The organism is Pseudorhizobium xiangyangii (genome assembly GCF_020531965.1).
In the GTDB taxonomy this organism is placed as follows: Bacteria; Pseudomonadota; Alphaproteobacteria; order Rhizobiales; family Rhizobiaceae; genus Neorhizobium; species Neorhizobium xiangyangii.
On sequence record NZ_JAJAWH010000017.1, the window covers coordinates 65,349 to 89,967 of the forward strand.

Annotated in this window: 19 protein-coding genes; 13 read left to right on the forward strand and 6 right to left on the reverse strand. The window is 58.2% G+C overall.

What is annotated here, in order from left to right; translation table 11 throughout:
* Nucleotides 1–92: 92 nt before the first annotated feature.
* The 4 genes from kdpC to kdpF all read right to left on the reverse strand — a co-directional run bounded on the left by kdpC (nt 93) and on the right by kdpF (nt 4,778).
* Entirely contained in the window at nt 93–659 is a 567-nt protein-coding gene (kdpC, locus tag LH464_RS16205; RefSeq protein ID WP_226787435.1) for a potassium-transporting ATPase subunit KdpC, read from the reverse strand.
* 12 nt (nt 660–671) lie between these two features.
* The gene (kdpB, locus tag LH464_RS16210) at nt 672–2,741 is read right to left on the reverse strand and encodes a potassium-transporting ATPase subunit KdpB (protein ID WP_226787436.1); all 2,070 of its coding nucleotides are present in this window, start codon (nt 2,739–2,741) and stop codon (nt 672–674) included.
* 217 nt (nt 2,742–2,958) lie between these two features.
* Nucleotides 2,959–4,662 carry a potassium-transporting ATPase subunit KdpA gene (gene kdpA / locus LH464_RS16215; protein ID WP_226787437.1) on the reverse strand — a complete coding sequence of 568 codons (1,704 nt, stop codon included), beginning with the start codon at nt 4,660–4,662 and terminating at the stop codon, nt 2,959–2,961.
* A 26-nt stretch (nt 4,663–4,688) separates the two neighbouring features.
* On the reverse strand, nt 4,689–4,778 hold the full coding sequence (kdpF, locus tag LH464_RS16220; protein ID WP_226787438.1) for a K(+)-transporting ATPase subunit F: 90 nt from the start codon (nt 4,776–4,778) through the stop codon (nt 4,689–4,691).
* 686 nt (nt 4,779–5,464) lie between these two features.
* Here kdpF and LH464_RS16225 point away from each other — a divergent pair.
* The 7 genes from LH464_RS16225 (at nt 5,465) to LH464_RS16255 (ending at nt 17,490) form a co-directional block, all read left to right on the forward strand.
* Entirely contained in the window at nt 5,465–7,378 is a 1,914-nt protein-coding gene (locus tag LH464_RS16225; RefSeq protein ID WP_226787439.1) for a potassium transporter Kup, read from the forward strand.
* A 441-nt stretch (nt 7,379–7,819) separates the two neighbouring features.
* Nucleotides 7,820–9,754, forward strand: a complete 1,935-nt coding sequence (locus LH464_RS16230; RefSeq protein ID WP_226787440.1) for a methyl-accepting chemotaxis protein — start codon at nt 7,820–7,822, stop codon at nt 9,752–9,754.
* A 764-nt stretch (nt 9,755–10,518) separates the two neighbouring features.
* A complete protein-coding gene (locus LH464_RS16235; RefSeq protein ID WP_226787441.1) occupies nt 10,519–10,980 on the forward strand; it encodes a hypothetical protein in 462 nt (153 codons plus the stop codon).
* Nucleotides 10,973–12,199 (forward strand): HlyD family secretion protein, encoded by a 1,227-nt coding sequence (locus tag LH464_RS16240; RefSeq protein WP_226787442.1) that lies wholly within the window; start codon nt 10,973–10,975, stop codon nt 12,197–12,199. The genes LH464_RS16235 and LH464_RS16240 overlap by 8 nt, the downstream gene beginning before the upstream one ends.
* Nucleotides 12,200–12,513: 314 nt before the next feature.
* Nucleotides 12,514–14,724, forward strand: a complete 2,211-nt coding sequence (locus LH464_RS16245) for an adenylate cyclase (protein WP_226787443.1) — start codon at nt 12,514–12,516, stop codon at nt 14,722–14,724.
* A 70-nt stretch (nt 14,725–14,794) separates the two neighbouring features.
* Nucleotides 14,795–15,595 carry a hypothetical protein gene (locus LH464_RS16250; RefSeq protein WP_390624994.1) on the forward strand — a complete coding sequence of 267 codons (801 nt, stop codon included), beginning with the start codon at nt 14,795–14,797 and terminating at the stop codon, nt 15,593–15,595.
* 125 nt (nt 15,596–15,720) lie between these two features.
* A complete protein-coding gene (locus LH464_RS16255) occupies nt 15,721–17,490 on the forward strand; it encodes a tetratricopeptide repeat protein (protein WP_226787444.1) in 1,770 nt (589 codons plus the stop codon).
* Nucleotides 17,491–17,524: 34 nt separating this feature from the next.
* Here the strand turns inward: LH464_RS16255 and LH464_RS16260 are convergent, their stop codons facing one another.
* On the reverse strand, nt 17,525–18,535 hold the full coding sequence (locus LH464_RS16260) for an HAD family hydrolase (protein WP_226787445.1): 1,011 nt from the start codon (nt 18,533–18,535) through the stop codon (nt 17,525–17,527).
* Entirely contained in the window at nt 18,519–19,511 is a 993-nt protein-coding gene (locus tag LH464_RS16265) for a formylglycine-generating enzyme family protein (RefSeq protein WP_226787446.1), read from the reverse strand. The genes LH464_RS16260 and LH464_RS16265 overlap by 17 nt, the downstream gene beginning before the upstream one ends.
* Nucleotides 19,512–19,933: 422 nt before the next feature.
* Between LH464_RS16265 and LH464_RS16270 the strand changes: the two genes are divergently transcribed.
* The 6 genes from LH464_RS16270 (at nt 19,934) to LH464_RS16295 (ending at nt 24,606) form a co-directional block, all read left to right on the forward strand.
* Nucleotides 19,934–20,896: a DUF2950 family protein gene (locus LH464_RS16270; RefSeq protein WP_226787488.1), complete on the forward strand. Its 963-nt coding sequence runs from the start codon at nt 19,934–19,936 to the stop codon at nt 20,894–20,896.
* A gap of 182 nt (nt 20,897–21,078) precedes the next feature.
* On the forward strand, nt 21,079–21,270 hold the full coding sequence (locus LH464_RS16275; RefSeq protein WP_226787447.1) for a hypothetical protein: 192 nt from the start codon (nt 21,079–21,081) through the stop codon (nt 21,268–21,270).
* Nucleotides 21,271–21,303: 33 nt separating this feature from the next.
* Nucleotides 21,304–21,549 carry a hypothetical protein gene (locus tag LH464_RS16280; RefSeq protein WP_226787448.1) on the forward strand — a complete coding sequence of 82 codons (246 nt, stop codon included), beginning with the start codon at nt 21,304–21,306 and terminating at the stop codon, nt 21,547–21,549.
* A gap of 267 nt (nt 21,550–21,816) precedes the next feature.
* On the forward strand, nt 21,817–22,335 hold the full coding sequence (locus LH464_RS16285; RefSeq protein WP_226787449.1) for a hypothetical protein: 519 nt from the start codon (nt 21,817–21,819) through the stop codon (nt 22,333–22,335).
* An 86-nt stretch (nt 22,336–22,421) separates the two neighbouring features.
* Nucleotides 22,422–22,973 (forward strand): YidH family protein, encoded by a 552-nt coding sequence (locus tag LH464_RS16290; protein WP_226787450.1) that lies wholly within the window; start codon nt 22,422–22,424, stop codon nt 22,971–22,973.
* Between the two features lie 85 nt (nt 22,974–23,058).
* Nucleotides 23,059–24,606 (forward strand): arylsulfatase, encoded by a 1,548-nt coding sequence (locus tag LH464_RS16295; RefSeq protein ID WP_226787451.1) that lies wholly within the window; start codon nt 23,059–23,061, stop codon nt 24,604–24,606.
* The last annotated feature ends 13 nt before the right edge of the window (nt 24,607–24,619 follow it).

The following is a 24,619-nucleotide window of genomic DNA, read 5'->3' on the forward strand; positions in this document are numbered from 1 at the left end:
GCCTGCCATTCATCTCGCGACTGTCCTCGGGCATGGAGTATCTGTCTTCTGGACGGGCGGCGGCCACCATTCAGATGGCCGCCGGACCGCGATTAAGGATTAGCGCCGTCAAGCGCGATGTTCAGAGCCAACACGTTGACGACTGGCTCTCCTAGGAAGCCGAGCTGACGGCCCTCGATGTGTTCATCGACCAGTACCCGTACAGCGGCCTCGTCCATCTGGCGCGCGCCGGCAATGCGTGGCACCTGGAAGTAGGCGGCTTCCGGCGAGATATGCGGATCAAGCCCACTTCCCGAGGCGGTAACCAGATCGATCGGTACTTCCGCAGTCGGGTTAGATGCCTTGGCGACCTCGTAATCCGCCGTCACCCGGTCAATCAGCTTGCTGTTGGTCGGACCGAGATTGGAACCGGAGGATGACGCCGCATTATATCCATCCCCTGCAGCGGAAGGGCGTCCCCGGAAGTACTGGTCGCCGGTGAAGGCTTGGCCAATCAGGGCAGAGCCAATGACCTGGCTGTCTCTCTCAATGAGGCTGCCGTTTGCTTGCGAAGGAAAGACTGCCTGAGCGATACCAGTCATTGCGAAGGGATAAATCAGGCCGGTGATGACCGTGGTAGCTAAAATCATCACGATCGCCGGGCGGAGTTGTGTCAACATTTCAATTGCTCCTTAGGCTAGGCCGAGCGCGGTAATGACCACGTCGATCGCCTTGATGCCGATGAACGGGACGATGATGCCACCGAGGCCGTAGATCAGCAGGTTACGGGATAGAAGCGCACCGGCACCAACAGCTCGGTACTTGACGCCCCTCAGCGACAGCGGGATCAGCGCAATGATGATCAGCGCGTTGAAGATGATTGCCGAGAGGATGGCGCTTTGGGGATTGGACAGGCCCATGATGTTCAGAACGCCGAGTTCAGGGTAAAGCGAAAGGAACATCGCTGGGATAATCGCAAAATACTTGGCGATGTCGTTCGCGATGGAGAACGTCGTCAGCGCACCGCGGGTCATCAGCAACTGCTTGCCGATCTCCACGATCTCGATGAGCTTCGTCGGATCGCTGTCAAGGTCCACCATGTTGCCGGCCTCGCGCGCAGCGACCGTACCGGTATTCATCGCGACACCGACATCGGCCTGCGCGAGTGCAGGGGCGTCGTTGGTGCCGTCGCCGCACATGGCGACAAGCTTGCCTTTTGCCTGCTCCTCGCGGATGAGCTGCAGCTTGTTCTCGGGTGTCGCCTGCGCCAGAAAATCGTCCACGCCGGCTTCCGCAGCAATCGCTGCTGCCGTCATCGGGTTGTCCCCGGTGATCATTACTGTCCGGATACCCATCTTGCGCAGCTCGGTGAACCGTTCCCGGATCCCCCCCTTGACGATGTCCTTGAGGTAGATGACGCCGAGGAGCTTGCCGTCACGGGCAACCGCAAGCGGCGTACCGCCGACCCTTGCAATGTCACTGGCAATCGCCTCGACTTCCTTGATCGACCCTTCGCTTGCGCTGGCGCCCCCGGCGACATGACCAAGACGGACGTATTTGAGTACCGCATCGACCGCACCCTTGCGGATCGACGAACCGTCGAGGTCCACACCGCTCATGCGTGTCTGGGCTGTGAACGGTACGAAGGTTGCATGGAGGTTCTGCATATCGCGGGCGCGGATTGCATACTTCTCCTTGGCGAGCACGACGATCGAACGACCTTCAGGCGTTTCGTCAGCAAGCGAAGCCAGTTGGGCCGCGTCGGCGAGTTCTTGCTCAGTTACGCCCTTGGCGGGACGAAACTCGGTGGCCTGGCGGTTGCCCAGCGTGATTGTGCCGGTCTTGTCGAGAAGCAGCGTGTCAACGTCGCCTGCTGCCTCGACAGCACGTCCGGACATGGCAAGCACGTTGAAACGAACGAGACGGTCCATGCCGGCAATGCCGATGGCCGAAAGGAGCGCCCCAATCGTGGTCGGGATAAGGGTCACGAAGAGAGCCACAAGCACAATGATCGGGATCGAGCCGCCAGCGTAGAACGCAAAGCTCGGGATTGTTGCCGTAGCTAGGACGAAGATCAGCGTCATACCTGCGAGCAGAATGTTGAGTGCGATTTCGTTCGGTGTCTTCTGCCGTTCCGCACCTTCGACGAGGGAGATCATCCTGTCGATGAAGGTTGATCCTGCAGCAGCCGTGATACGCACTCGGATCCAGTCGGAGAGGACTTGCGTACCGCCGGTGACGGCCGAACGGTCCCCACCGGATTCTCGGATGACCGGGGCGGACTCACCTGTAATGGCAGCCTCGTTCACGGAGGCGACGCCTTCTATGACCTCGCCGTCGGAAGGAATGATATCGCCCGCTTCCACCAGGACGACGTCGCCGACCTTGAGGCTGGTGCCCGGCACTTGTCTGTAGTCGGTACCATTGGCATTGGACAGGAGCTTGGCTTGGGTCTCCGTGCGTGCCTTGCGGAGCGAATCCGCCTGAGCCTTGCCACGTCCCTCGGCGACAGCTTCGGCGAAATTGGCAAACAATACTGTGAACCAGAGCCACAAGTTGATCTGGAACGAGAAGCCGAGATCGTCGCTGCCTGTGACAAGGTCGCGAAGAAATAGGACCGAAGTCAGCGCCGATACCGTGGCCACGACAAACATGACCGGATTTTTGGCGAGAGTACGAGGGTTTAGCTTGGTGAAAGCGGACCCCACGGCGGGAAGTACTATGCGACTATCAAGGATACTCGCGGAATTTGCTCGGCTCATAAGAGGCTCCAGCGTTGAGAGGGTAGACCGGGGCGACGATCAGCCCTTTAGGATTTCAATTGTGCAGACGGCGGCAAAGAGGACGATCGCCATCGCTAGGATTACATTGGAGGCGACCCATCTCCCGGGCTCCTTGCCTCGCTTTTGCGAGGCAAGGGCTGCCTGTCTGCGGAGTGCCTGGCGGATGCTCATGACGAAACTCCCCGGTTCTACTGGCTTAGAAGGTCTGGCCAGCGATCATGACCAGGTGTTCGACGACCGGACCAAGTGCCAGAGACGGCAGGAAGGTCAGTCCTCCGACGATCAGGATCGTGCCGACGAGCAGGCCGACGAACAGGCCGCTGTCGGTCGGGAACGTGCCGGCCGACGTCGGAACCCTCTTCTTGCCGATCAGCGAACCGGCGATGGCAAGCGCCGGAACGATGACCAGGAAGCGCCCCATAAGCATGCCGAGGCCAAGCGTCGTGTTGAACCAGGGCGTGTTGGCCGACAGGCCGCCGAAAGCCGAGCCGTTGTTGGCCGCAGCCGACGTGTAGGCGTAGAGGATTTCCGAGAAGCCGTGCGGACCTGCTGTGCCGATGGACGAGACCGCCGAAGGCAGCACCGTTGCGATGGCCGTGAAGCCGAGCATGGCGAGCGGCAGGCAGAGGATCGCGAGCACCGCCATCTTCATCTCCTTCGCCTCGATCTTCTTGCCGAGATATTCCGGAGTGCGGCCGACCATCAGGCCCGCAACGAAGATGGCGATGATGATGAAGAGAATGATGCCGTAGAAGCCGGCACCGACGCCGCCGACAATGACTTCGCCGAGCTGCATGTTGATCAGTGGAATCAGGCCGCCGAGCGCCGTGAACGAGCCATGCATGGCGTTGACCGCGCCGCAGGAGGCCGCCGTGGTGATGACCGCGAAGAGCGACGACATCACGATACCAAAGCGGACTTCCTTGCCTTCCATGTTTGCGCCCTGGAGACCGAGCGAATGCATGATCGGGTTGCCGGAGGCTTCGGCCCAGTAGACGACGGCGACGCCGATGATGAACAGGATACCCATCGCGGAAAGGATCGCCCAGCCCTGGCGCTGGTTGCCGACCATGCGGCCGAAGACGTTCGTGAACGCCGCGCCGATCGCGAAGATGGACAGCATCTGCAGCATGTTAGAGATGCTGTCGGGGTTCTCGAAGGGATGCGCCGAGTTGGCGTTGAAGAAGCCGCCGCCATTGGTGCCGAGCATCTTGATGGCCAGCTGCGATGCGACCGGACCTAATGCAATCGTCTGCTGTGCGCCCTCGAGCGTCGTTGCCCGGACGTATGCGCCGAAGGTCTGCGGCACCCCAAGATAAACATAGACGAGCGTCAGCACGATGCAGATCGGCAGCAGGATATAGAGGGTAGCACGGGTCATATCGACCCAGAAATTGCCGATCGACTTGCCAGAAGCGCGCGCAAAGGCGCGGATCAGACCGATGGCGATTGCCATGCCGGTGGCGGAAGAGACGAAGTTCTGCACAGCGAGGCCGACCATCTGGCTAAAATACGACATCGTGCTTTCGCCGCCGTAGCTTTGCCAGTTGGTGTTGGCGACGAAGCTGATGGCCGTGTTGAACGAAAGGTCCGGCCCGACGGCAGACATGCCTGCCGGATTAAACGGCAGAACGTACTGGAAGCGCAGGATGCCGTAGAGCATCAGGAAACCAGCGAGGTTGAACATCAGAAGCGCGAATGCGTAGGCAGTCCAATGCTGTTCTTCGCGCTCATTGGTGCCTGCCAAAGTATAGAGTCCCCGCTCGACGGGAGCGAGGACAGGAGAAAGAAAGGTGCGCTCGCCAGAAAACACCCGGGTCATGTAGGCACCGAGCGGTTTGACGAGAATGATAAGGATCCCGCAGAAGACGAGGATCTGTAGCCATCCGTTGAGGGTCATGGGGGAAAACTTTCAGTTTTCGCTGTTCAGAAGCGTTCAGGACGAATGAGGGCGTAGACCAGGTAAGCGGCGATCAGGACGGTGACAGCACCGCTCAATGCGTAATCGAAGAACATCGGTCGCTCCTTCAAAGCCTGTCGCACAGGCGCGTGTAGGCAAAGCAGAGCACGAAGAACGCGACTGCCGTGCCAAGTAGAATGATATCCAACATGTCTGGACTCCTGACGTGTGCGCGCAACCAGACGACATGAAGCCACCTGCCAGATGGCGCCTTGCTGTGTGTCTGATAGGGGGATGCGTGTCCGCATCTGACGGACGGTATGCTCCCGGGCCGCATAGGAAAGCGAGACGGGAAAAATGAGGAAGAAATAAAGATCTTATATGGATTTGTGTCGCTTCATTGCCTTGCCGTTAAAGCAGCGACCGGCGCGAAAAAGCGCGCAGTCAGCAGCACACCGACAGCCACCCCGAGCATTCCAAGGATCACGCTGGAGGCGCGCATATATCCATCAGCACGCCTGCCGTCGAAGTCGCGCCGGGGGTAGACCAAGCTGCGAAGGACGCCAAACCAGTCAGCCACTGCTTCCTCTCAGGTTCAAGAAGCTTTGGAGGGTGTGGTCGTCCTTGGACACATGTAGAAAGCGCTGCCTATGACAGGAGCGAAAGTGAACCCATCCCGATAGGAAATCGATGGGGACAGTTTCTGTTTTGCATCAAGATTCTATATGAGTCTATTTGCCACTTCTCCCGCGATGCGCATATAAGGCCGCGAAAATTCCTCGGCTGCCTGCCCGGAGATCTTATGACGACATCGCATGTCACTACTGCCGGTCCGCAATCGGAGAGGCGCAGGTTCCTCGTGCTGCTGCTCGGATCTATCGGCGTCGTCTATGGCGATATCGGCACAAGCCCCCTTTATGCATTTCGTGAAGCGCTCCGCCCGTTCACCGCGAACGGGGTGCAGCAAGAGCACGTGATCGGCCTGATCTCGCTGATGATCTGGACGCTGACAATTATTGTCACCTTTAAGTATGTCCTGTTTCTGCTCCGTGCCGACAACGACGGTGAGGGCGGCACCCTGTCGCTCCTCGCTTTGCTGATGAAAAAGGCCGGAAGCTACATGCCGGTTCTGTTCTTCGCAGGCCTCATCGGATCGGCACTGTTCATTGGCGACGCCATGATTACACCCGCCCTTTCAGTCATGTCGGCACTCGAGGGCATGAAGCTCGTGACGCCCGCCTTCTCCGCCTATGTTTTACCCCTATCGGCAGCGATCATGGTCGGGCTCTTCGCCGTTCAGTCGAAGGGAACAGCCGCTGTTTCGAAGTTTTTTGGCCCTATCACCGTTGTCTGGTTTCTGGCCATGGCCTGGGGCGGCCTCATCCACATCGGCGACGACTGGACGATCCTCGAGGCAGTCAATCCGATCAACGCGCTCTGGTTCATCACCCATGCGGGCTGGGCGGGATTGGTCGTTCTCGGTGCGGTGTTCCTGACGGTTACAGGCGCCGAGGCTCTCTACGCCGACCTCGGCCACTTTGGCCGCAAGCCTATCAGTGCGGCATGGTTCATCCTCGTTTTTCCGGCACTGGGCCTTAATTACCTGGGACAAGGGGCCCTCGTACTCAGCCACCCTTCCACGATCGAGAACCCCTTCTTCATGCTGTATCCGGAATGGGCGCTCTTGCCGATGGTGATTCTAGCGACAATGGCGACCGTCATTGCCAGCCAGGCGGTCATTACGGGCGCGTTCTCGCTCGCACGTCAGGCCGTTCATCTCGGCTTCCTACCCCGTCTTATGATCAAGTTCACATCGGAAACAAACACAGGACAAATCTACGTTCCGGCAGTGAACTTGATCCTGTTTATTGGCGTGATCGTCCTGATCTTCTCCTTCGGGGATTCGGAATCACTGGCGACGGCCTATGGCATCTCCGTGACCGGAGCCATGGTCGTCACGACGCTGATGGCATTCCAATTCCTACGTACAGTCCGGGGCTTTTCCACGCTTACCGCTGCCGCTTTCCTCTTGCCGCTGCTGTTGATCGAAACCGTGTTTCTCGGGGCCAATCTTATCAAGATCCATGACGGCGGCTGGGTGCCTGTCGCGCTCGCAATTGTCATCATGCTGGTCATGTGGACATGGACCAAGGGATCGAAGCATCTACGGGAGAAAATTTCCAGGAGCGACGTGCCGCTTGCGACTTTCGTTGCCTCGCTGGAAGGCTCGATCGATCGCGCGTCTCCCAATGCGCCCGTCATCGTGCCGGGGACGGCAGTCTTCCTGACGAGCGTGCCGGACAAGACGCCATCGGTCCTTCTGCACAACCTTAAACACAATCACGTACTGCACGAACAGAACGTCATCCTGACGATCTGGACACAGGACAAACCCTACGTGGCCGACCGGGATCGCGTCGAGATGAGGAAGCTTTCCAAGCGCTTTGTGCGCATCGACATCACCTTCGGCTTCATGGACGAGCCCAACGTCGCCAAGGCCCTTCTGCTCTGCAAGAAGGCGGGCTTCAAGTTCGAGATCATGCAGACTTCGTTCTATCTCGGACGCCGCAACCTGATTGAATCGCCGAATACGGGACTGCCTCGCTGGCAGGAGAAGCTGTACATCGCGCTGGCCGGTTTCGGCATCGATCCGTCGGCTTATTTCAAGCTTCCACCAAATCGCGTCGTTGAGCTCGGAGAGCAGGTCTCAATCTAGACGTTCCCAACAAGTCATTGTGAGAATTCGATTTCCGTCCGGCCTGACCGGGAGAGGAAGGATAAGCGCGTCTGGCTCGTCGATGGAGTATCTTCAGGGGAACTCAATCGGCGAGTACGGTAGAGCCCTGCCAACCGACCTCGATGTATATCGGCAATTTGATTTTGGCTCAGCTTAACCTGCCGTCCCCGATCAGACTCGACCCATGGTCCATGCGGAGCTTGCCGATAGGTATGCGTTTTCGTCTTTACTGCGTTAGCCCGATCTTAATGTTGTTGTTCTAATGTTAATTTGACGATGTCGACCCTGTCGATGGCATGAAGCAGATCGTCATCCTTCGTCACGAAGATTCCTCCCCCACATAGCCAGCATTCAGCATCAACGCGTTCGTCGCTTGATGGCTCCGTGTGCACTCATTCCCGTAATCACCAGGTCATCCACATGCTCAAGAACACGACCATCAAGATCAAAATCCTTTCCGTCATTCTACTGTTGTCGCTGGTTGCCTGCGTCGGGCTGGCCCGGCTGAGCAATGAGTTCTGGAACACAGACGTAGCCTTCAGCCGTTTCATATCGAACGACGCAATGGCAGCACTTGAGACTTCCCGTGCGAGCGGAGGGTCAATGGTCGCCGTGCTGCAAGTGGCACGGGCCACGGAACTCGCCCCAAACTCGCCGCAGATGATGGCAGCGAAGGAGACGTTCGACCGGTTTCTCGACACGTCCGCGCAGCGGATGATGAAAAGCATTGAGCTCATGCCGGCGAGCAAGCCGGCAGGTGATGACATCATCGCACGGCTGGAGAGTTTGCGTGGAATCGGACACAAGGCGTTCGACGCATTCAACGGCGGCAACCGGCAGGTCGGGAACGGATTTGTCGTTGAAGTCTACGCCTTCCTCGACCAGATTACGCCGCTTTTCGTCTCCAACAACGATGCCATGACGAAGTCGCTGCTATCGGGAAGTAGCGACCTGACCAACGACACGATAAACACAATCACCTTTGACCTGATCGTAATGGTGGTCGGCATCCTCGCAGCGATCATCGCGTCCATGTATGTAGCCCAGTCCGGCATCACCGCCCCGTTGGCGAGACTGCGCGAGCGAATGATCTCTCTCGCCGAAGGAAACACCGCTGACCCCATCTCGGGTATCGATCGGAAAGACGAGATCGGAAAAATGGCCGCCTCTGTCGCAGTCTTCCGTACGAGTGCCATCGACCGGCTGCGGCTGGAGCAGCAGGCGGAAGCGGACCGGTCCGTGAGCGAGACGGGACGCCTCGAGAGGGAGAAGGAGAAGGCTGTCGAGGCCGCCAACCTCCAGAACGCGGTGCAGGTCCTGGGCCAGGCACTTGTCTCACTTGCTAACGGAGACCTGACCCATCGCATCGACCGGCCGTTCACGCCGGAACTCGATGCCCTTCGTCAGGATTTCAACCTTGCTGTTTCGAAGCTGAACGAGGCCCTGCAGGCCGTTGGTGCCAACGCGAGCGCAATCGCCGCCGGTTCGACCCAGATCCGCTCATCGGCTGATGACCTTTCGCGACGGACCGAACAGCAGGCAGCTTCGGTTGAAGAGACCGCCGCGGCGCTCGAACAGATCACCACGACCGTAAAGGATGCATCCAGCCGCGCGAACGAAGCGAGCCAGCTCGTGGCGCGAACACGTGAGGGAGCCGAAAAATCCGGTGAGGTGGTCCGCAACGCTGTTCAGGCCATGCATCAGATCGAGCAGTCATCGAACGAGATCAGCAATATCATTGGTGTGATCGACGACATTGCCTTCCAGACCAACCTGCTTGCGCTGAACGCTGGCGTCGAGGCAGCCCGCGCAGGCGAAGCGGGGAAGGGTTTTGCCGTTGTCGCCCAGGAAGTCCGCGAACTGGCCCAGCGCTCGGCCAAGGCCGCAAAGGAGATCAAGGTGCTGATCACCGCATCCGGAGCACAGGTGGAAACCGGAGTTACGCTTGTCGGGAACGCAGGCCGGGCGCTTGGCGTGATCGTCTCGGAGGTCCAGGAAATCAATCGGCATGTGCATGCGATTGCCGAAGCGTCCCGCGAACAGTCTATCGGACTCCAGGAGATCAACACCGCCGTCAACACCATGGATCAGGGCACCCAGCAGAATGCCGCCATGGTCGAAGAGACCACAGCCGCGAGCCATGGTCTCGCCAACGAGGCAGCCGCACTCTCGCAACTCATGTCGCAGTTTACCCTGGGTGGCGGTTCACAGAGCCAGGCTCCTTCTCCACTCAAAACTGACCTCTCACACAGCCGCCCAGTCACATCGCCAGCCCGAAAGTTGGGGCAGAAAATTGCTCACGCGTTTCAGGGCAATGCGGCCGTAAAGCAAGACCGGGAATGGTCTGAGTTCTAAACGTCAATGGGCCGGCGCAGCAATTTTGCTAGCGTCGGCCCAAGCATTCGTACCGCCCACGAAGACGCGATCACCGGTCGAGGCGACATCTTTTGCCGGTCTCGGCGGCTCTCAGTGGCTATCTGTCGTGGCGGGAATTATATCTCGTCTTCGCAGCTTGAACCTCGCGCGGGTCCGAAAGGCAGCCTCGATCTCCATGGCGGAACAGAGCCACGAAGTCGTGCTGGGGCCTATTGGCTCCAGGCGCTCGTCGTCGGGGGAGGCATTGGCCTCTCTTACGTTTGCCCTACCAAGCTTCGCTCTGGCCGGCACTCGCACATATGGTGCAAATGTTGGGCCCTGGGCTGTGATGGAAAAGAGGAACGCGCGGCTGAGTGCAAGTCAAGAATAAGGATCCGCGCGTTCCGTGAGCACGTTCTCTAGAGGGGAGGGAGTTGACGCGCTCAGGGGCTAGAACACTGGTTATGAGGAAAGGTTCCCCCTGCCGCCATTTTCATGCGTCGAATGCCACAATATTTAAGCCGGCAATTTACCACCCGGAACTGTCGTCGGCGCAAAGGCGGTTTCCCCCCGTAATATACAGGATCATACACGCGTTCCTTTTTGCGCTTGGCTACTCTTATTCACCGTTACGCCTTGACCGCAGTCGCCTTGCTGTTCGGGCGGTCAGCGCTGATGGTAAGTCAGATATGGGGGCATGCGTGATCTGCACGGTAAAGCGGCAGGACGTCATTCGGCAGAAACTTCCAGGGCAGGAGGGGTAGGTGGAGCACTCTGTTCACCCCGCACTCGTGGACCATATCCCGGGCTTCATCACTCAGCCTGGGCAGACCGACTACCTGTTCGTAGGCGTGATCGTGTTTCTGATCGTGATGGTTCTTGTCGTGGGAAATCTGTACTTTCAACTCCACGCTGTCCCGGAGCGCATTGCGCACCGGGCCAACAAGGTCCAGATGGAAATCGTGGCGGTTCTCGCACTGATCTCACTCTTCACGCACAACCATATCTATTGGATCATCGGCCTGCTGTTGGCCTTCATTCGTTTTCCAGATTTTATGACGCCGCTCTATTCCATCGCCCGGTCCCTCGCAAAACTTGCGGGGCGTGTACCGGTCGAAATCGGAACCAGATTGCCGAGTTCCGTGGTTCCAGGACCAGGCAGCGAGGTGACGAAGACGTTGCCGCCAGAAAAGTTACCGCCAGAGAAGGTGTCTGACCATGCTTGAGTTGATGCTCTGCTCAATGCTGACCATCTTCCCGGATTATCTTTATCGGCGATATGCTCAGGGAAAGCGGATTGGTCGTGAGCTCACCTTGTATAGCATGTGGTACGAACTGCGTTGGGGCATCACCGCGTGCCTCGTTCTGACGATTTCGCTGATCACGATGATCTTCTATTTCCACCCGTCCACGAAGAGCGTCACTGCCGTCTTTCGGACCATCACCATCCTTCCGGAAATGAGTGGACGTGTCGATGAAGTCTATGTGGGATTGAATGAGAGGGTAGCCGCTGGCACGCCACTCTTCCGGCTGGACGATTCAGAGCAGCTGGCAGCGCTCGAGACCGCCCGCAGGCAGATTGTTGAAGCCGACGCCGAGGCGAAGATTGCCCAGACTGAACTGGCCGGCGTGGATGGCCAGATACAAGAGGCTGAAGGCGCACTTCAAGTCGCGGTGGACGAGCTGGCAATGAAAACCCAGCTTCTCAGAGACGATGCGGTTGCTCGAAGGGAAGTTGACCGTCTGGCCAACACTGTCGAAAGTCGCAAGGGTGCGGTGGCTTCAGCGCTGGCGACAAAGGAAACGCTAAAAGCAAAGATCAGCATCCTCCTGCCGGCCCAGAAGGCGAGCGCACAGGCAGCGGAAGCTCAGGCGCAGGTGGAGCTGGACAAGACCGTCGTCACCGCAGGTGTTGCCGGCACGGTGCAGCAGTTCACGCTCCGTCCCGGAGATGTCCTGAACACAATGCTGCGCCCAGCCGGCATTCTCGTTCCGAGCGAAGCCGGTCGCGGCACGCTGATTGCCGGCTTCGGACAGATCGAGGCACAGATCATGAGACCTGGAATGGTTGCAGAGGCCACCTGCATCGGCAAGCCATTTTCGATCATTCCGCTGGTCGTGACCGATGTCCAGGACGTCATCGCCGCGGGCCAGTTGCGACCAACCGACCAGCTTGCAGATGTCCAGCAAATGGCACAACCAGGTACGCTCACAGTTTTCCTGCAGCCGCTTTTTGCCGGGGGACTAGATGATATTCCGCCGGGAAGCAGCTGCATCGCCAACGCCTATAGCAACAATCATGCGGCACTGGCCGACCCCGAGATTGGCACGGGGCGGTGGTTGTTTTATCACGTGGTCGATACAGTCGGTCTTGTGCATGCGATGATCCTGCGCATGCAAGCCATTCTTTTGCCCGTGCAGACCCTGGTGCTTACGGGGCATTAGCGAGGGGAGGCGATCGTGCCCGCACGGCAAATGCGAACTGGTATAAGCCTCCGCGTGCAAGGATATGATCGCTCGCCGCGTTGCTCATGGCCATCAGGTCGGCGACTTCCTCCAAACCGTAAAAGCATGCATATCGGCAATACAAGCCACTTGCTTGGCATCGCAGCGAAGATGCAGCATCAAGGCAAGCAGAGGTCGGAACAGGCATCGCGATTACCCCCTATCGCCTCGCCCGAGGAGAGCATATACTTTTAAGGTCAAGTAGCGGCCTGGGCCGTCGCATCGACGCTAGCGTTCACGCGCGGGAGGGTGTCGTGAAACTTGCTGCTGCATTCGAAAACGATGATCCCCGGCCGACACTTCCTGAATGCCGGCATCAGGTGGAGCGGATCCAACAAAACTCCGCGTTCAACGCAACGGAGCGCGAGCGTCGGCTATTCGCCTACGTGACGGATGAAGCGTTTTCCGGCCGAGCCGACCGCATCAAGGCTTACACAATCGCCGTGGAAGTGTTCGGTCGAGGTAGCACCTTCGACCCCCAGGGCGATCCGATCGTCCGCATTGCTGCCAACCGCCTCAGGCAATCGCTCGAACGCTACTATCTGCTCGCAGGTCGCTCGGACCTTGTGTTGGTCACTATTCCCAAGGGCGGGTATGTGCCGAGTTGTACGTATCAGGCAATGGAAGGGCGCGGCGGCGGCGATGCAATCGAAGCGGATACGTCGGCGCCGTCCTTGGAAAACACGTCCAGCCCGCCGCCTTCGAACGACGACGTTCGCCACCAACTCGAGTTGATCCTTCACAGTCCGGAGTTTCCCAAGGTCGGACGCACAGCCGCATTTCTGTCCTACATTGTCGGAGAGGTATTTGCGGGGCGGGAAGAGAGGATCAAAGGCTACTCCATAGCGATAGAGGTCTTCAAGCGGCCCGCAAGTTTCACCCAGGACGATCCTATAGTGCGGATCGAGGCCGGACGGCTGCGAAGAGCGCTCGAGCGTTACTACCTTGTGGCGGGCCAAACAGATCCCGTTAGAATTGACGTGCCGAAAGGCGGGTATGTTCCGATTTTCACCTGGAATCCCAACAGACCACCGGCGGCGGATCTCCTTCCCATCGAGCATAAACCTGAAGGCCAGCATCACACCCGATTGCGTCGGAACCTTCTTATCGTGGGAGCCGCGCTGGCCGTATTGATGCTCGTTGCAGGTGCCTGGTGGGCTGGCGCGACCTTCAGGCGGGAACCCGTCGTGCCTGAGCGGCCGACCTTGATGGTCACGCCATTTGAAGATCTGGATGGGGGCGAGGGGGCCGGGATCTACGCTAAAGGAATAACGGAAGAGCTTTTGACAGCGCTTGTCCGCTTCAAAGAGGTCAAGGTGTTCGGAGGCGAGACCCGTTCGCTGTCTCCCCAGGCTGATGCGGCCGAGATGGAGAAACAGCTCGGTGCACGATATCTGCTGTCGGGCGGAGTTCGAACATCGATCAATCAGATCAGGGTGACGGCAAAACTGACAGACACCACGAACGGGGAAGTCCTGTGGTCACAGACCTATGACAACAATCTGCGGGCAAATGACCTTCTCTCGATCCAGGCTGACGTTGCAAGCAAGGTGGCGACCACGGTGGCTCAACCATATGGGGTCATAGCGCAGGCCGAAGCGCCGAAAGGTCCCTCCGACGACCTTGGAGCATACGAATGTACGTCGAGCTTCTACACCTACCGTGCCGAGCTAAGTACAGAACTCCACGCGAAAGTCAGAGACTGCCTGGAGGAGGCAGTAGCCCGCTACCCGGTATACGCTACAGCATGGGCAATGCTATCCATCATCTATCTCGATGAAAGTCGCTACCTCTTCAACGCGAGGGCTGATAACGAAACGCCGGTGCACCGTGCGCTTCGCGCCGCTCGCCGCGCCATCCAACTCGATTCCGGCAATGTCCGCGGGCTACAGGCGCTGATGATGGCACTAACGTTCAATCAGGAGTTTTCCGAAGCCATGCTTGTTGGCGAACAGGCACTTGCAACCAATCCGAACGACACCGAGTTGCTCGGCGAGTTCGGCCTCAGGGTAGCAATGGGCGGAGATTGGCGGCGCGGCGCAGTGCTGCTCGACAGGGGGATAGCGCTCAGCCCGGGCGGTGGCGGTTACAATCATGGCACGCGCGCGCTGGTCGCCTATTTCCTCGGCGACTACAAGACCGCCATCACGAGAATCCGGCAGGAAGACCTTGAGCGGTTTCCTCTATTCCATGCCGTGGCAGCGATTATCTACGCCGACGCCGGCATGCTGGAGGAAGCGCGCCGCGAGGGCCAGGCGTTCATGGAAATGCACCCGGACTTTATCTCGAACCTCAAGGCGGAGCTCCAGATGAGGTTCCAGCGTCCGGAGGATCAGTTGCGCGTCGCGAAGGGGCTTCGGAAGGCAGGTGTACCTATAGGCAAGGGCTTTGAGGCCGTCCTTCGCCAGCCAGCCGGCGCCAAGCCCGCATCCCGTAGCTTACTGTATGTTACGCCAGAATTTTAGGGTCTTCGTCTAGACTGATCGACTGGATATGGCCGCCAGGGCGGATGGCGATCATGTTTCATGACACGCCATGGAGGTATTCGTGACAGTGAAAGTACTCTTGCTGACCGGCTTTGTCGTGCTGGGATACGCCAATGCCGTTCATGCCGCGGATCCTGCCCTACTGGCTCCGGCCGATACGACCGAGCAAAGCTCGGAGGGATGGACGTTCAACTTTGCCCCATACTTTTGGGCCGCGGGCCTCTCCGGTGACGCCGCACAGTTTGGCCTCCCTGTGGTGAGCATCGACGCAAGCTTCAGCGATGTGCTCGAGAACTTCGACATTGGTTTCATGGCCGCGGGCGAGGCCCGGTACGGTCCATACAGCATATTCGGTGATATCATCTACGCCAAACTGGGTGCGGACGGGGATACGCCGAGCGGACTGTTGGCCGAGAGTGTCGATGTCACCTCGACAACCTTTTCCGGGCTGCTCGGCGTGGGGTATTCCGTCATCGATGCCGGCGACGTGGGACACCTGGACCTGGTTGGTGGCGTGAAGGTGTGGTCGGTGAGCACGGAGATCTCTTTCAGCGGCGGCATTCTCGGTGGCCGTGATGTAGAGGACGATGCCACCTGGGTGGACGCAATGGCTGGCGTCCGGGGAAACTATCACTTCACCCCGGAAATCTACCTGACGGGCTGGGCGCTGATCGGCGGTGGAGGTGCAGACCTCGACTGGGATGTGGCGCTAGGGCTTGGGTACAAGTTCAATGATACTGTCTCGGCGATTGCCGGATATCGCGCACTTGGCGTCGACTACAGCCAGGATGGCTTCATCTTCGACGTTGTGCAAAAGGGACCGATCCTGGGTATGGCAATCAGGTTTTAGCACCACGAAGGCGAGCTGAACTTTCAGTACACCCTCGTGATCCGAACTGGGATATCCGGCCCAGACGATCCGAAGCGTAAGTTTTCTGCAGGCGACGCAGTTGAACTCAACTCGGGGTCACGGCAATGAACGCTGGCGAAGACCAGGATGCAGTCCGCGAGGTGAGTGAAGCGGAGGCCCGTGCAGAGCTTGATAGGTTGCTCTCGGACCCACGATTTCATGCGACCGATCGTGCGAAAAATGTCCTGAGATACATCGCAGAGCGATATTTTGAAGGCCAGACCGAGGGCGTCAAGGCATATGCTATCGCGCTGGACGTGCTTGGGCGTTCGCCCCGCTTCGATCCGAACACTGATCCAATTGTCCGAATTGAACTCAGCCGACTACGCTCGGCACTTGGTGCCTATTACGAGGCCTACGGACCGGAACTCGAGATCAGCATTCAGCTTCCGATCGGGCGCTATCTGACGATTTTCAGCAAATCATCGTCAACCCTGAGGGCAACGGAAGAGGGCGAAGGCGAGGACATGGTCGATCTGGCGCCGACCCAGGAACATAGCCCACGTCTTTTTGGCCGTAAGATTAGAGGAATGACCTCGGGTGTGATTGCGTTAGGCGTAATTGGCGCCGGATGGCTGCTGGTTGATCAGCGTGCCGTCATGACATTGCGACCCACAGTTACAATCGATGTTGTCGCCGCCGAAGCAAGCCATCAGGAAGAAGCCAACCTTCTGAACGACTACCTGGTCACCGCGCTATCCAAATTCCGAACAGTCAACATCGTCGCCAAACGAGAATTTGTGAGCACGGCGGCACCTGCGATACAACCACGGACGCAGATGCATACCTACAGCATCGAGCTGAAATATTACGCCGACAGCGGAGATCGCAGCGTCTGGTGGCGCGCCGTCGATGGTCAGAATGGTGGCGTCCTGGCATCGGGTGTCGAAAGGGTGCTCGTGGATGGACGAAGCGGCGAGGCCGTACGCGATGAAGTCGTCTCTATTCTGGCGCGGAAACTTGCTGCGACCAGAGGCGTCATCAGTAATCTGGAGACGCATGACGAACAGGATAAGGCCGTGCTCGGAAACACCTGTGTTCTTCGGGCAGAATATGAGCTGGACGAGGGGCGGCAGTCTGACGTGCGGCATGCCAAGATTTGTCTGGAGCGGACGTTGCAGATCCAGCCCGGCAATTCCGACGCCGCAGCCGCTTTGGCGCGGGTACTGATGGACGCAGACCTGGGAGAACTGAAACCAGAAACCCTGGATCGTGCCGGTTCCCTGGCACGCCGCGCCGTATCCCTCGATCCAATGTCCGATCGTGCTTACATAGCACTGATGATGACGCAGTTTTACACCGGGAGTACCGAAGCCGCCATAGCAGCTGGAAATCAGGCCCTGTCACTCAATCCGCACAATCCCGACGTCCTAGCGAAACTCGCGATAGTGCTTTTCAATTCAGGCTATCGCGATGCCGCTGTGTCCCTGGCGCAGGACGCCTCCCGGAACGTCAATGCCATTCCGGGAGACGCTCGCCTCGTTCTGGCGCTCGATGCCTATAGCAAGGGGAATTATTCGAACGCATCGCTGATGGCGGAGCAGATCTCCCGTGTTGATGTTGTCATTGCGGCATTAAAGGTAGCTGCACTTGCCGAGGTTCGATCACCCGCTGCTCGGGGAGGGCTGCACCTCCTTGCGAGCGTTATGCCTGGCTATCGGACCGAGCTTGTGACCTGGATGAAGCGTCGCAATTATGATCCCGTTCTCATAGCATCCCTGCAGCGCAGCCTCTCGAAGGTTGGTCAGGCTACATCTCCAGGCGCAAGCGCGATCATGCCATCACACGGCGAAAGGCGACGCATGCTGTTACCCTCAGATCTCAACTTGCTGTAATTGCAATTTCGGGGTCGCAGCACCGGAACAGTATCTACTTGGGATAGACCGACTTCCAGTCCGCCTTCATATCCACAACGAGCCAGTTGCGCCGTTCGGCATCGTTCAGCGCCTTGTCCAGCTTGCCAAACGACGAGTTGCGGTCGTAAGCGTATTCCCGCTCACCGTCAGTGTGATGGACGAGCATCGCAAAACCATGCTGTTTCCCCGCCGTCACCCATCGAAGCATTTCGTAGTCACCATCGGAATTGCCGGCGACGAAGATGGGGCGCTGGCCTATAAATTGATTGATGCCCACGGGCTTGCCTGGACCGTCGTCGACGAAGTCTAGCTCCGGCAATCGTCTCAGAACCGGCACGTCACCCACCAGAGCGTATTCCGTGACGATAGTGCTTCCTATCACCTGCTCTGGGGGAATTCCGTAAGCCTTTTCGGTGATCGGCCTCATGAATTCCACTCCGCCGCCGGAGACGATATAGGTGCGAAAGTCATGCGCGCGGAGATAATCCAGCAACTCGCGCATCGGCAGGAACGTCATATCGGTAAAAGGTCTGCCCGTTTTCGGATGTTTGGCAGAGGCAAACCAATCGGTGACGATCTTGTTGAACTCGTCCGTCGTCATGCCAGCGTGCGTCGTCATAACAAGCTCTACCAGCGCACGTTCGCCACCCGCTGCGACATTTGCAAGATCATTGGCCAGCACCGACTTGAAAGGTTCCTTCTCTTGCCATTCCGGATGCTGCGGAGCGAGCTTCTTCACACGATCGAGAACGAAGCCGAGCTGGAAGTAATAGGGCTGTTCCGACCAGAGTGTCCCGTCGTTGTCAAAGACCGCAATCCTCTCGTCAGGCGGGACGTAGCCTTCACCGCCTTCGGTCGTCGTTTTCGTCACAAAGTCGATGATCCTCGATTTGGCGGCAGTGTCGTTCCACGACGGCAATACATCCTGCGCAAGCGTGAACGACGGGAGGATCACCGTCAGAATAAGGAGTGCAACCGATAGGATGCCGTTGACCGCTTGTGGATACCTAGGAGGCGACTTCATCCTGTTTCTCCTTAGCTGGAACGCGTTTGATGCAGCGAAAGCCGACATGGCTTGTGGAGGTATCTTCGGGCTCTGGATGGCGGGCAGCCGGCCGATAGCGACGGCAATAGTTAGGCGCGCAAAGATGCGACCCGCCCTTGAGAACCCGGCGAGGGATCCGAATCTCCGGCTGCTGCGGATCAAAGCTCGCCTCGGTCATCTCGCCGCAAGGATTTCTTGGGATACAGCAGGACTTTACCGCAGGCTGCGGGTGGGATGTCGACCAGTAGTCGGATGTCCACTCCCAGACATTGCCGATCATGTCATAGAGCCCGTAACCATTCGGCGGAAACGACCGAACGCTTGACGTGCGCTCGTGCCCGGTAGGTTTAGTCGTCTGTGTCGGGAATTTTCCCTGCCAGGTGTTCGCCATCGCCTTTCCATTCGGCATCAGATCCGCGCCCCAGGCGTATTCCGCATTTTCCAAACCGCCGCGAGCAGCAAGCTCCCATTCCGCTTCGGTTGGCAGGTCCAATCCCGCCCAGTCGGCATAAGCCCTGGCATCGCACCAGGCGACATGGATCACCGGATGATCAAGCTTGCCTCTGATGTCGCTGAGGCCACCAAGCGGTCGGCGCCAGTTGGCTCCAAATTTGAATCTCCACCATTGGGAGATATCGGGTCCTTTGACGGCTCTCGGCGGGATGAACACAAGCGAGCCGGCCTTCAGCATGTGCGGCAGCGCCCCGGGATAATGCTGCGGATCCGGTGCTTTCTCGGCCCAAGTCACATAGCCGGTTGCCTTTACGAACGCCATGAACTTGCGGTTGGTTACCGGTGTTTCGTCCATCCAGCATCCATCGACGCTGACGAGATGGGCGGGTGCCTCCTCAGGGTAGTGTTCGTTCGAACCCATGGTGAAGGTGCGGCCGGGGATCCAGACCATATCGCTGGGCACTGCAGAAGTGGATTGTGCGTTGTCAAACGCCAGCGCCATGATCGCCTCCGTGCAACTAACGAGGAGCATGCGGCGAACGTGTCAAAGGGGAAGTACGTTACTGTAAATCCCGACGTTACAACGGTATCGGCGACACCATGGCGACCCTTGACCCGGCTCACGCCGGATCGAGGATTGACTTGAGTTGCGCTCGCCGTGCGGCCGTAAATAACAGCGCCGTTTACAGCAACGTGCTTTCCTCATTGCGGGCCGGCCTATAGCCTCGTGATGGTCAAGCCTCATCGGGAGACGCTCATGAGGCTCGGTTCCGTATGCACTTTTTTGGCAGGTGTTGGGTCGCTTACCTTTGTTACACAACTGTGCGCTCAGGAACCGACGGCGGATCTTGCCAGAAGCTCAACAATCCGGTTGCGTCGCTGATCAGCGTGCCGGCACCGATAACGTCGAAGGAGGAAGCGGTCATGACCAGGCGAATTGGATCGTTGTCTTGCACGTGCGTAACCCTGTTATCATTGGCATATGGGACCCCTGATGGTCTAGCGCAGGAACCTGCATCTGGAGACAGTCCCCCGCTTGCTGACTACGCTGCGTCCGAGGATCCGCCGCTGTTCGAGAGCTCTGAGCAGGCCGTTGCCGCTTTCAAGGACACGGTGGGAAGCGGGGATGTTGCGAAGCTCGCCGCGTTGCTGGGGCTCGATGCTGCCAGGATCAAAGCCAGCGAAGCTGTGATGGCGACATACAAGGACATTCAGGCGGGCGTTCGCGAAAAAGTCCTCGTCAAGGACGTGGAAGGCCTGAAAGTGATCGAGATCGGCAACAAGCTGTGGCCGCTTCCCTTTCCGCTGGTCCAGGGAAGTGACAAAAAGTGGTCTTTCGACACGTTCAAAGGCCTGGAAGAAATTGCCAACCGCAATGTGGGCGAGAATGAACTGCAAGCGCTTACAACCGTGCGGGCATATCTGGAGGCGCAGGAGAATTACGCGTCGCAAGATCATGACGGAGACGGCGTCCTTGAGTATGCTCAAAAGCTGATCAGCAGCGATGGGCAGCAGGATGGCCTCTATTGGCCAGCAGATGCGTGGGGTGGTGTGGAAAGCCCCGCAGGTGAGGGGCTGGATGACGGCGGCACACTCAACCAGCGAGAACCTGGTCAGGGATATTTTGGGTATCGGTATCAAATCCTCACCGGGCAGGGCCCAAACATCGTCGGTGGCGAATTCGACTATGTCATCAATGGCAACATGATTGCCGGATTTGCCCTGGTGGCATGGCCCATCGACTACGGCGTCAGTGGGGTCAAGACCTTTGTCGTCAACCGTAACGGCGTGGTGTACGAAGCAGATCTCGGCGCAGAGACCGCGAAGATCGCCAGTGCTATCCGGACTTTCAATCCCGGTGACGACTGGGATGTCGTGGCGGACTGACGAGGATGCGTGAGCGCTCGTGTGCTGTGGGGCGACTGCAATCCGCCAGGGTAATGGTAATGCGTTTACTGTTGCGTACTGTGAAGCCGTTGCTGCCGATCGTACCATGGATTGCATGTCGTATTCTCCCCGATCGAGGGTGCGGCAGCCAATAGCAATCGAATTATGAAGGAGTTTCCATCATGAAACCCGGAACCAAGTTCATTGCCGCGATCCTTGTCTTGCTTATCCAGGTGGTCGCGGTTGGGCCTGAACGGCAAGCCGGTTCGCAGGTCGCCGACAAGTCTCTGGATTCAGCGACATCCCGCCATGCGGTTCCTATTTTAACGGCTGATACCGGCGACTACTACGTTGGGGCAAATCGGCCCACCTGAACAGTCCCGCCTAAATTAAGGAGTGTATGCCCCATGGCGCAACTTGTGGTCGCTCTGCTTGCCGTCCTTGCTGCCGTCTATCCGGCACAAGCCCTGGATCTCATTGAGGGGAGCATTGGCTATGGTCATGAACATGTCACCAGGCTGCAAAACGCTCCTGTGGGAAGCCTGGTGACACACGAATTCCAAGACAAACTCGGCAAAGAGGTTCATGAAACCTATAAGGTTCAGGAAGACGGAACCCTCAAACTGGAAACGCGCCAGTATCGCGACAAGTAAGGTCTGGCATCCAATCTGTTTAAGGCCTCTATCAGGTTTCTAGCTGATGAAGGCCCATGGTCCTCGACCGTCATCTCCATTCTGGTCTAACCACATTCGTAAGTCTGCTTGCCAGTCAGGCTCTTGCGCCGCTAGCGTTACAACTGTGTTACGTGTCCGTTAACCGTTGCGTACTGGAAATCGGTGCGACTTCACCCGCTAATCTGCCCGGCCCAGTACGTGACTTTACACATTTGGCGGGCTCGTAAATGTGCGTGGGACGAAGGCATGACAGGCACACCCTCGGAATTTTCCAGGTTTCTCAGCATGGCCGTTGTGCTCGTCACGGTGGCCATGTTGGTGCTCGGCATTCTGACCTATGGCTGGTCGACCGAAGTGGACAATCGCTTTTGGCACAACATCGCTGACCGTGCACACGGGCCAATGACCTTCCGGTTCATTCTTCAGCCGGTGATGGCGTTTATTGCAGCGCTGCCCGACGGGCTAAATGAGGCCCGGCAGGGACGATCGATGTTCTCCTGGACACGAAGGGGGTTCCCGGCGCTCAAACGCGGTAAGCTTCAGCAGGCGTTGCAGTCTCTCGCCCGCGTCGTGCTCCTCGGCATAACCATGGACGTGATCTATCAGATGCGGGTGTCGGACCGTTTCTACCCGGTGGAGGCCCTGGTCATGGCGCTCCTTTTAGCCGTCATACCCTATTTCATCTTCCGCCCGCTTATCGAGATAGCGGGGCGTTGGTGGTTCCGACGTGCCAAGGCAGAGCTTCGCCACAAGGGGGAGGTGTGATGGCTCCGTACACGACACACGATGCTATGAAAGGACCGATCCGTCCAGCGCGCCTGCCAACCACTCCATTGCCGCCGATGCCAGAGGTGGATCAGTCCAGATCGGATGTCGCGTCAGTCCAGTATTCAGCCTATCGGACGGATCTTTCGGGCCACAGGACCAGCCTGTCGGAGCAACGCACGTCTCTTTCCGAGTACCGCACAGACCTCTCCGACGAGCGGACCGAGATGTCCATGCGACGCACAGGACTATCCTTCCAACGGACACGCATGAGCGCCGAGCGCACTTTGATGTCGGTTATCCGCACTTCACTGTCGCTGATTTCCTTCGGCTTCACGATCTACCAGGTTTTCGACAAGCTGAGGGAGGCGGGCACGCTCGCATCGGCTGCGGCGCCGCGCAACTTCGGCGTGACGTTGGTGCTTGTCGGAATAGCAATGCTGGTTATCGGCATCGGCTACCACCTGCAGTTCATGCTCGGTCTGCGGCACGAACGGGACGCTATGCACGAAGAGGGGCTCATTTACGCGCAAAGCCATTTCCCTCCTTCGATGACGTTGATCGTCGCCTTGCTCCTGCTGCTGACTGGTCTCGTCGCGATGTTCAGCATGGTCTTTCAGGCCGGCCCCTTCGGCTGAGCGCCGATCGTGCACCATATGCCGCGCTCCGGGTCAAATGGAGCGTCGTTTTTAAGGATGAAGTTAAACCTTCAGGAGAAATCGGATGGCCAATTCTGCAAAGACCAGCAAGCCGAATATACTCGTCATTTGGGGTGACGACATCGGCCAATCCAACCTCAGTTGCTACACCCATGGCCTGATGGGCTACCAAACTCCAAACATTGACCGCATCGCGAGGGAGGGCATGCTGTTCACAGACAGCTATGGCGAACAGTCGTGTACCGCCGGTCGTTCCTCCTTCATAACGGGCCAGAGTGTCTACAGGACGGGCCTCTCAAAGGTCGGCATTCCCGCCGCGCCCATAGGCATGAACGAGAAGATCGTGACGATTGCGGCGCTGCTGAAGGAGCAGGGCTATGCAACGGGCCAGTTTGGAAAAAACCATCTCGGCGACCTCAACCACATGCTGCCGACCAACCACGGCTTCGACGAGTTTTTTGGCAATCTCTACCATCTCAATGCGGAGGAAGAGCCCGAGATGGAAGACTACCCAAGTGATCCGAAGTTCAAGGCGAATTTTGGTCCGCGCGGGGTGATCCACTCCTGGGCGACTGACAAAGACGATCCGACAGATATGCCGCGGTGGGGCAGGGTCGGGAAGCAGAAGATCGAGGATACCGGGCCGCTCACCAAGAAACGCATGGAGACCTGCGACGATGAGTTCGTCGCCGCTGCCAGAGACTTCATCCAGCGTCAGAATGCAGATGGCAAGCCATTCTTCGTCTGGCTGAACACCACGCATATGCACCTGTTCACGCATCCCAAGCCCGGCAGCAAGGGCCAAGCGGGGCGCTGGCAGTCTGATTATCATGACACGATGATCGACCATGACAAGAATGTGGGGCAAATGCTCGACTTGCTCGACGAAATAGGCATCGCCGACAATACGCTCGTGCTCTATTCGACGGACAACGGCCCTCATCGCAATTCCTGGCCGGATGGGGGGATGACGCCGTTCCGCAGTGAAAAGAATACCAACTGGGAAGGTGCGTTCCGCATCCCCTTGCTCGCCCGCTGGCCGGGCAAGATCGCGGCCGGATCGGTCGCCAACGGTATTGTCCAGCATCATGACTGGTTGCCGACATTTCTCGCCATGGCCGGTGGGGACGATGTCGTTGACAAGCTCAAGAAGGGCTACAAGGCGATTGCTCGTACCTACAAGAACCATATCGATGGCTTCAACCTGCTGCCCTACCTCACCGGAGCAGCGAAGGAGAGCCCACGCAAGTTCTTCTTCTACTTCAGCGACGATGGCGATGTGCTCGCCATGCGTTACGATAACTGGAAGATCATTTTCATGGAGCAACGCGTGCAGGGCACGATGCAGGTATGGAGCGAACCCTTCGTCCGTTTGCGTATGCCCAAACTGTTCAATCTCCGGACCGACCCCTACGAGTTCGCGGATATCACCTCGAACCGATACTACGATTGGTTCCTGTACAACGCCTACTTCATCTTCGTTGCACAGAGCGCAGCCGCAAAGTTCGCGGAAACCTTCAAGGAATTCCCGGCTATCCAGCCGCCGAACACATTCACGATAGACGATGCAATGAGGAAGATGAGTGACGCGGCAAGCGGCGCAAACCACTAAGAAAAATAATGTG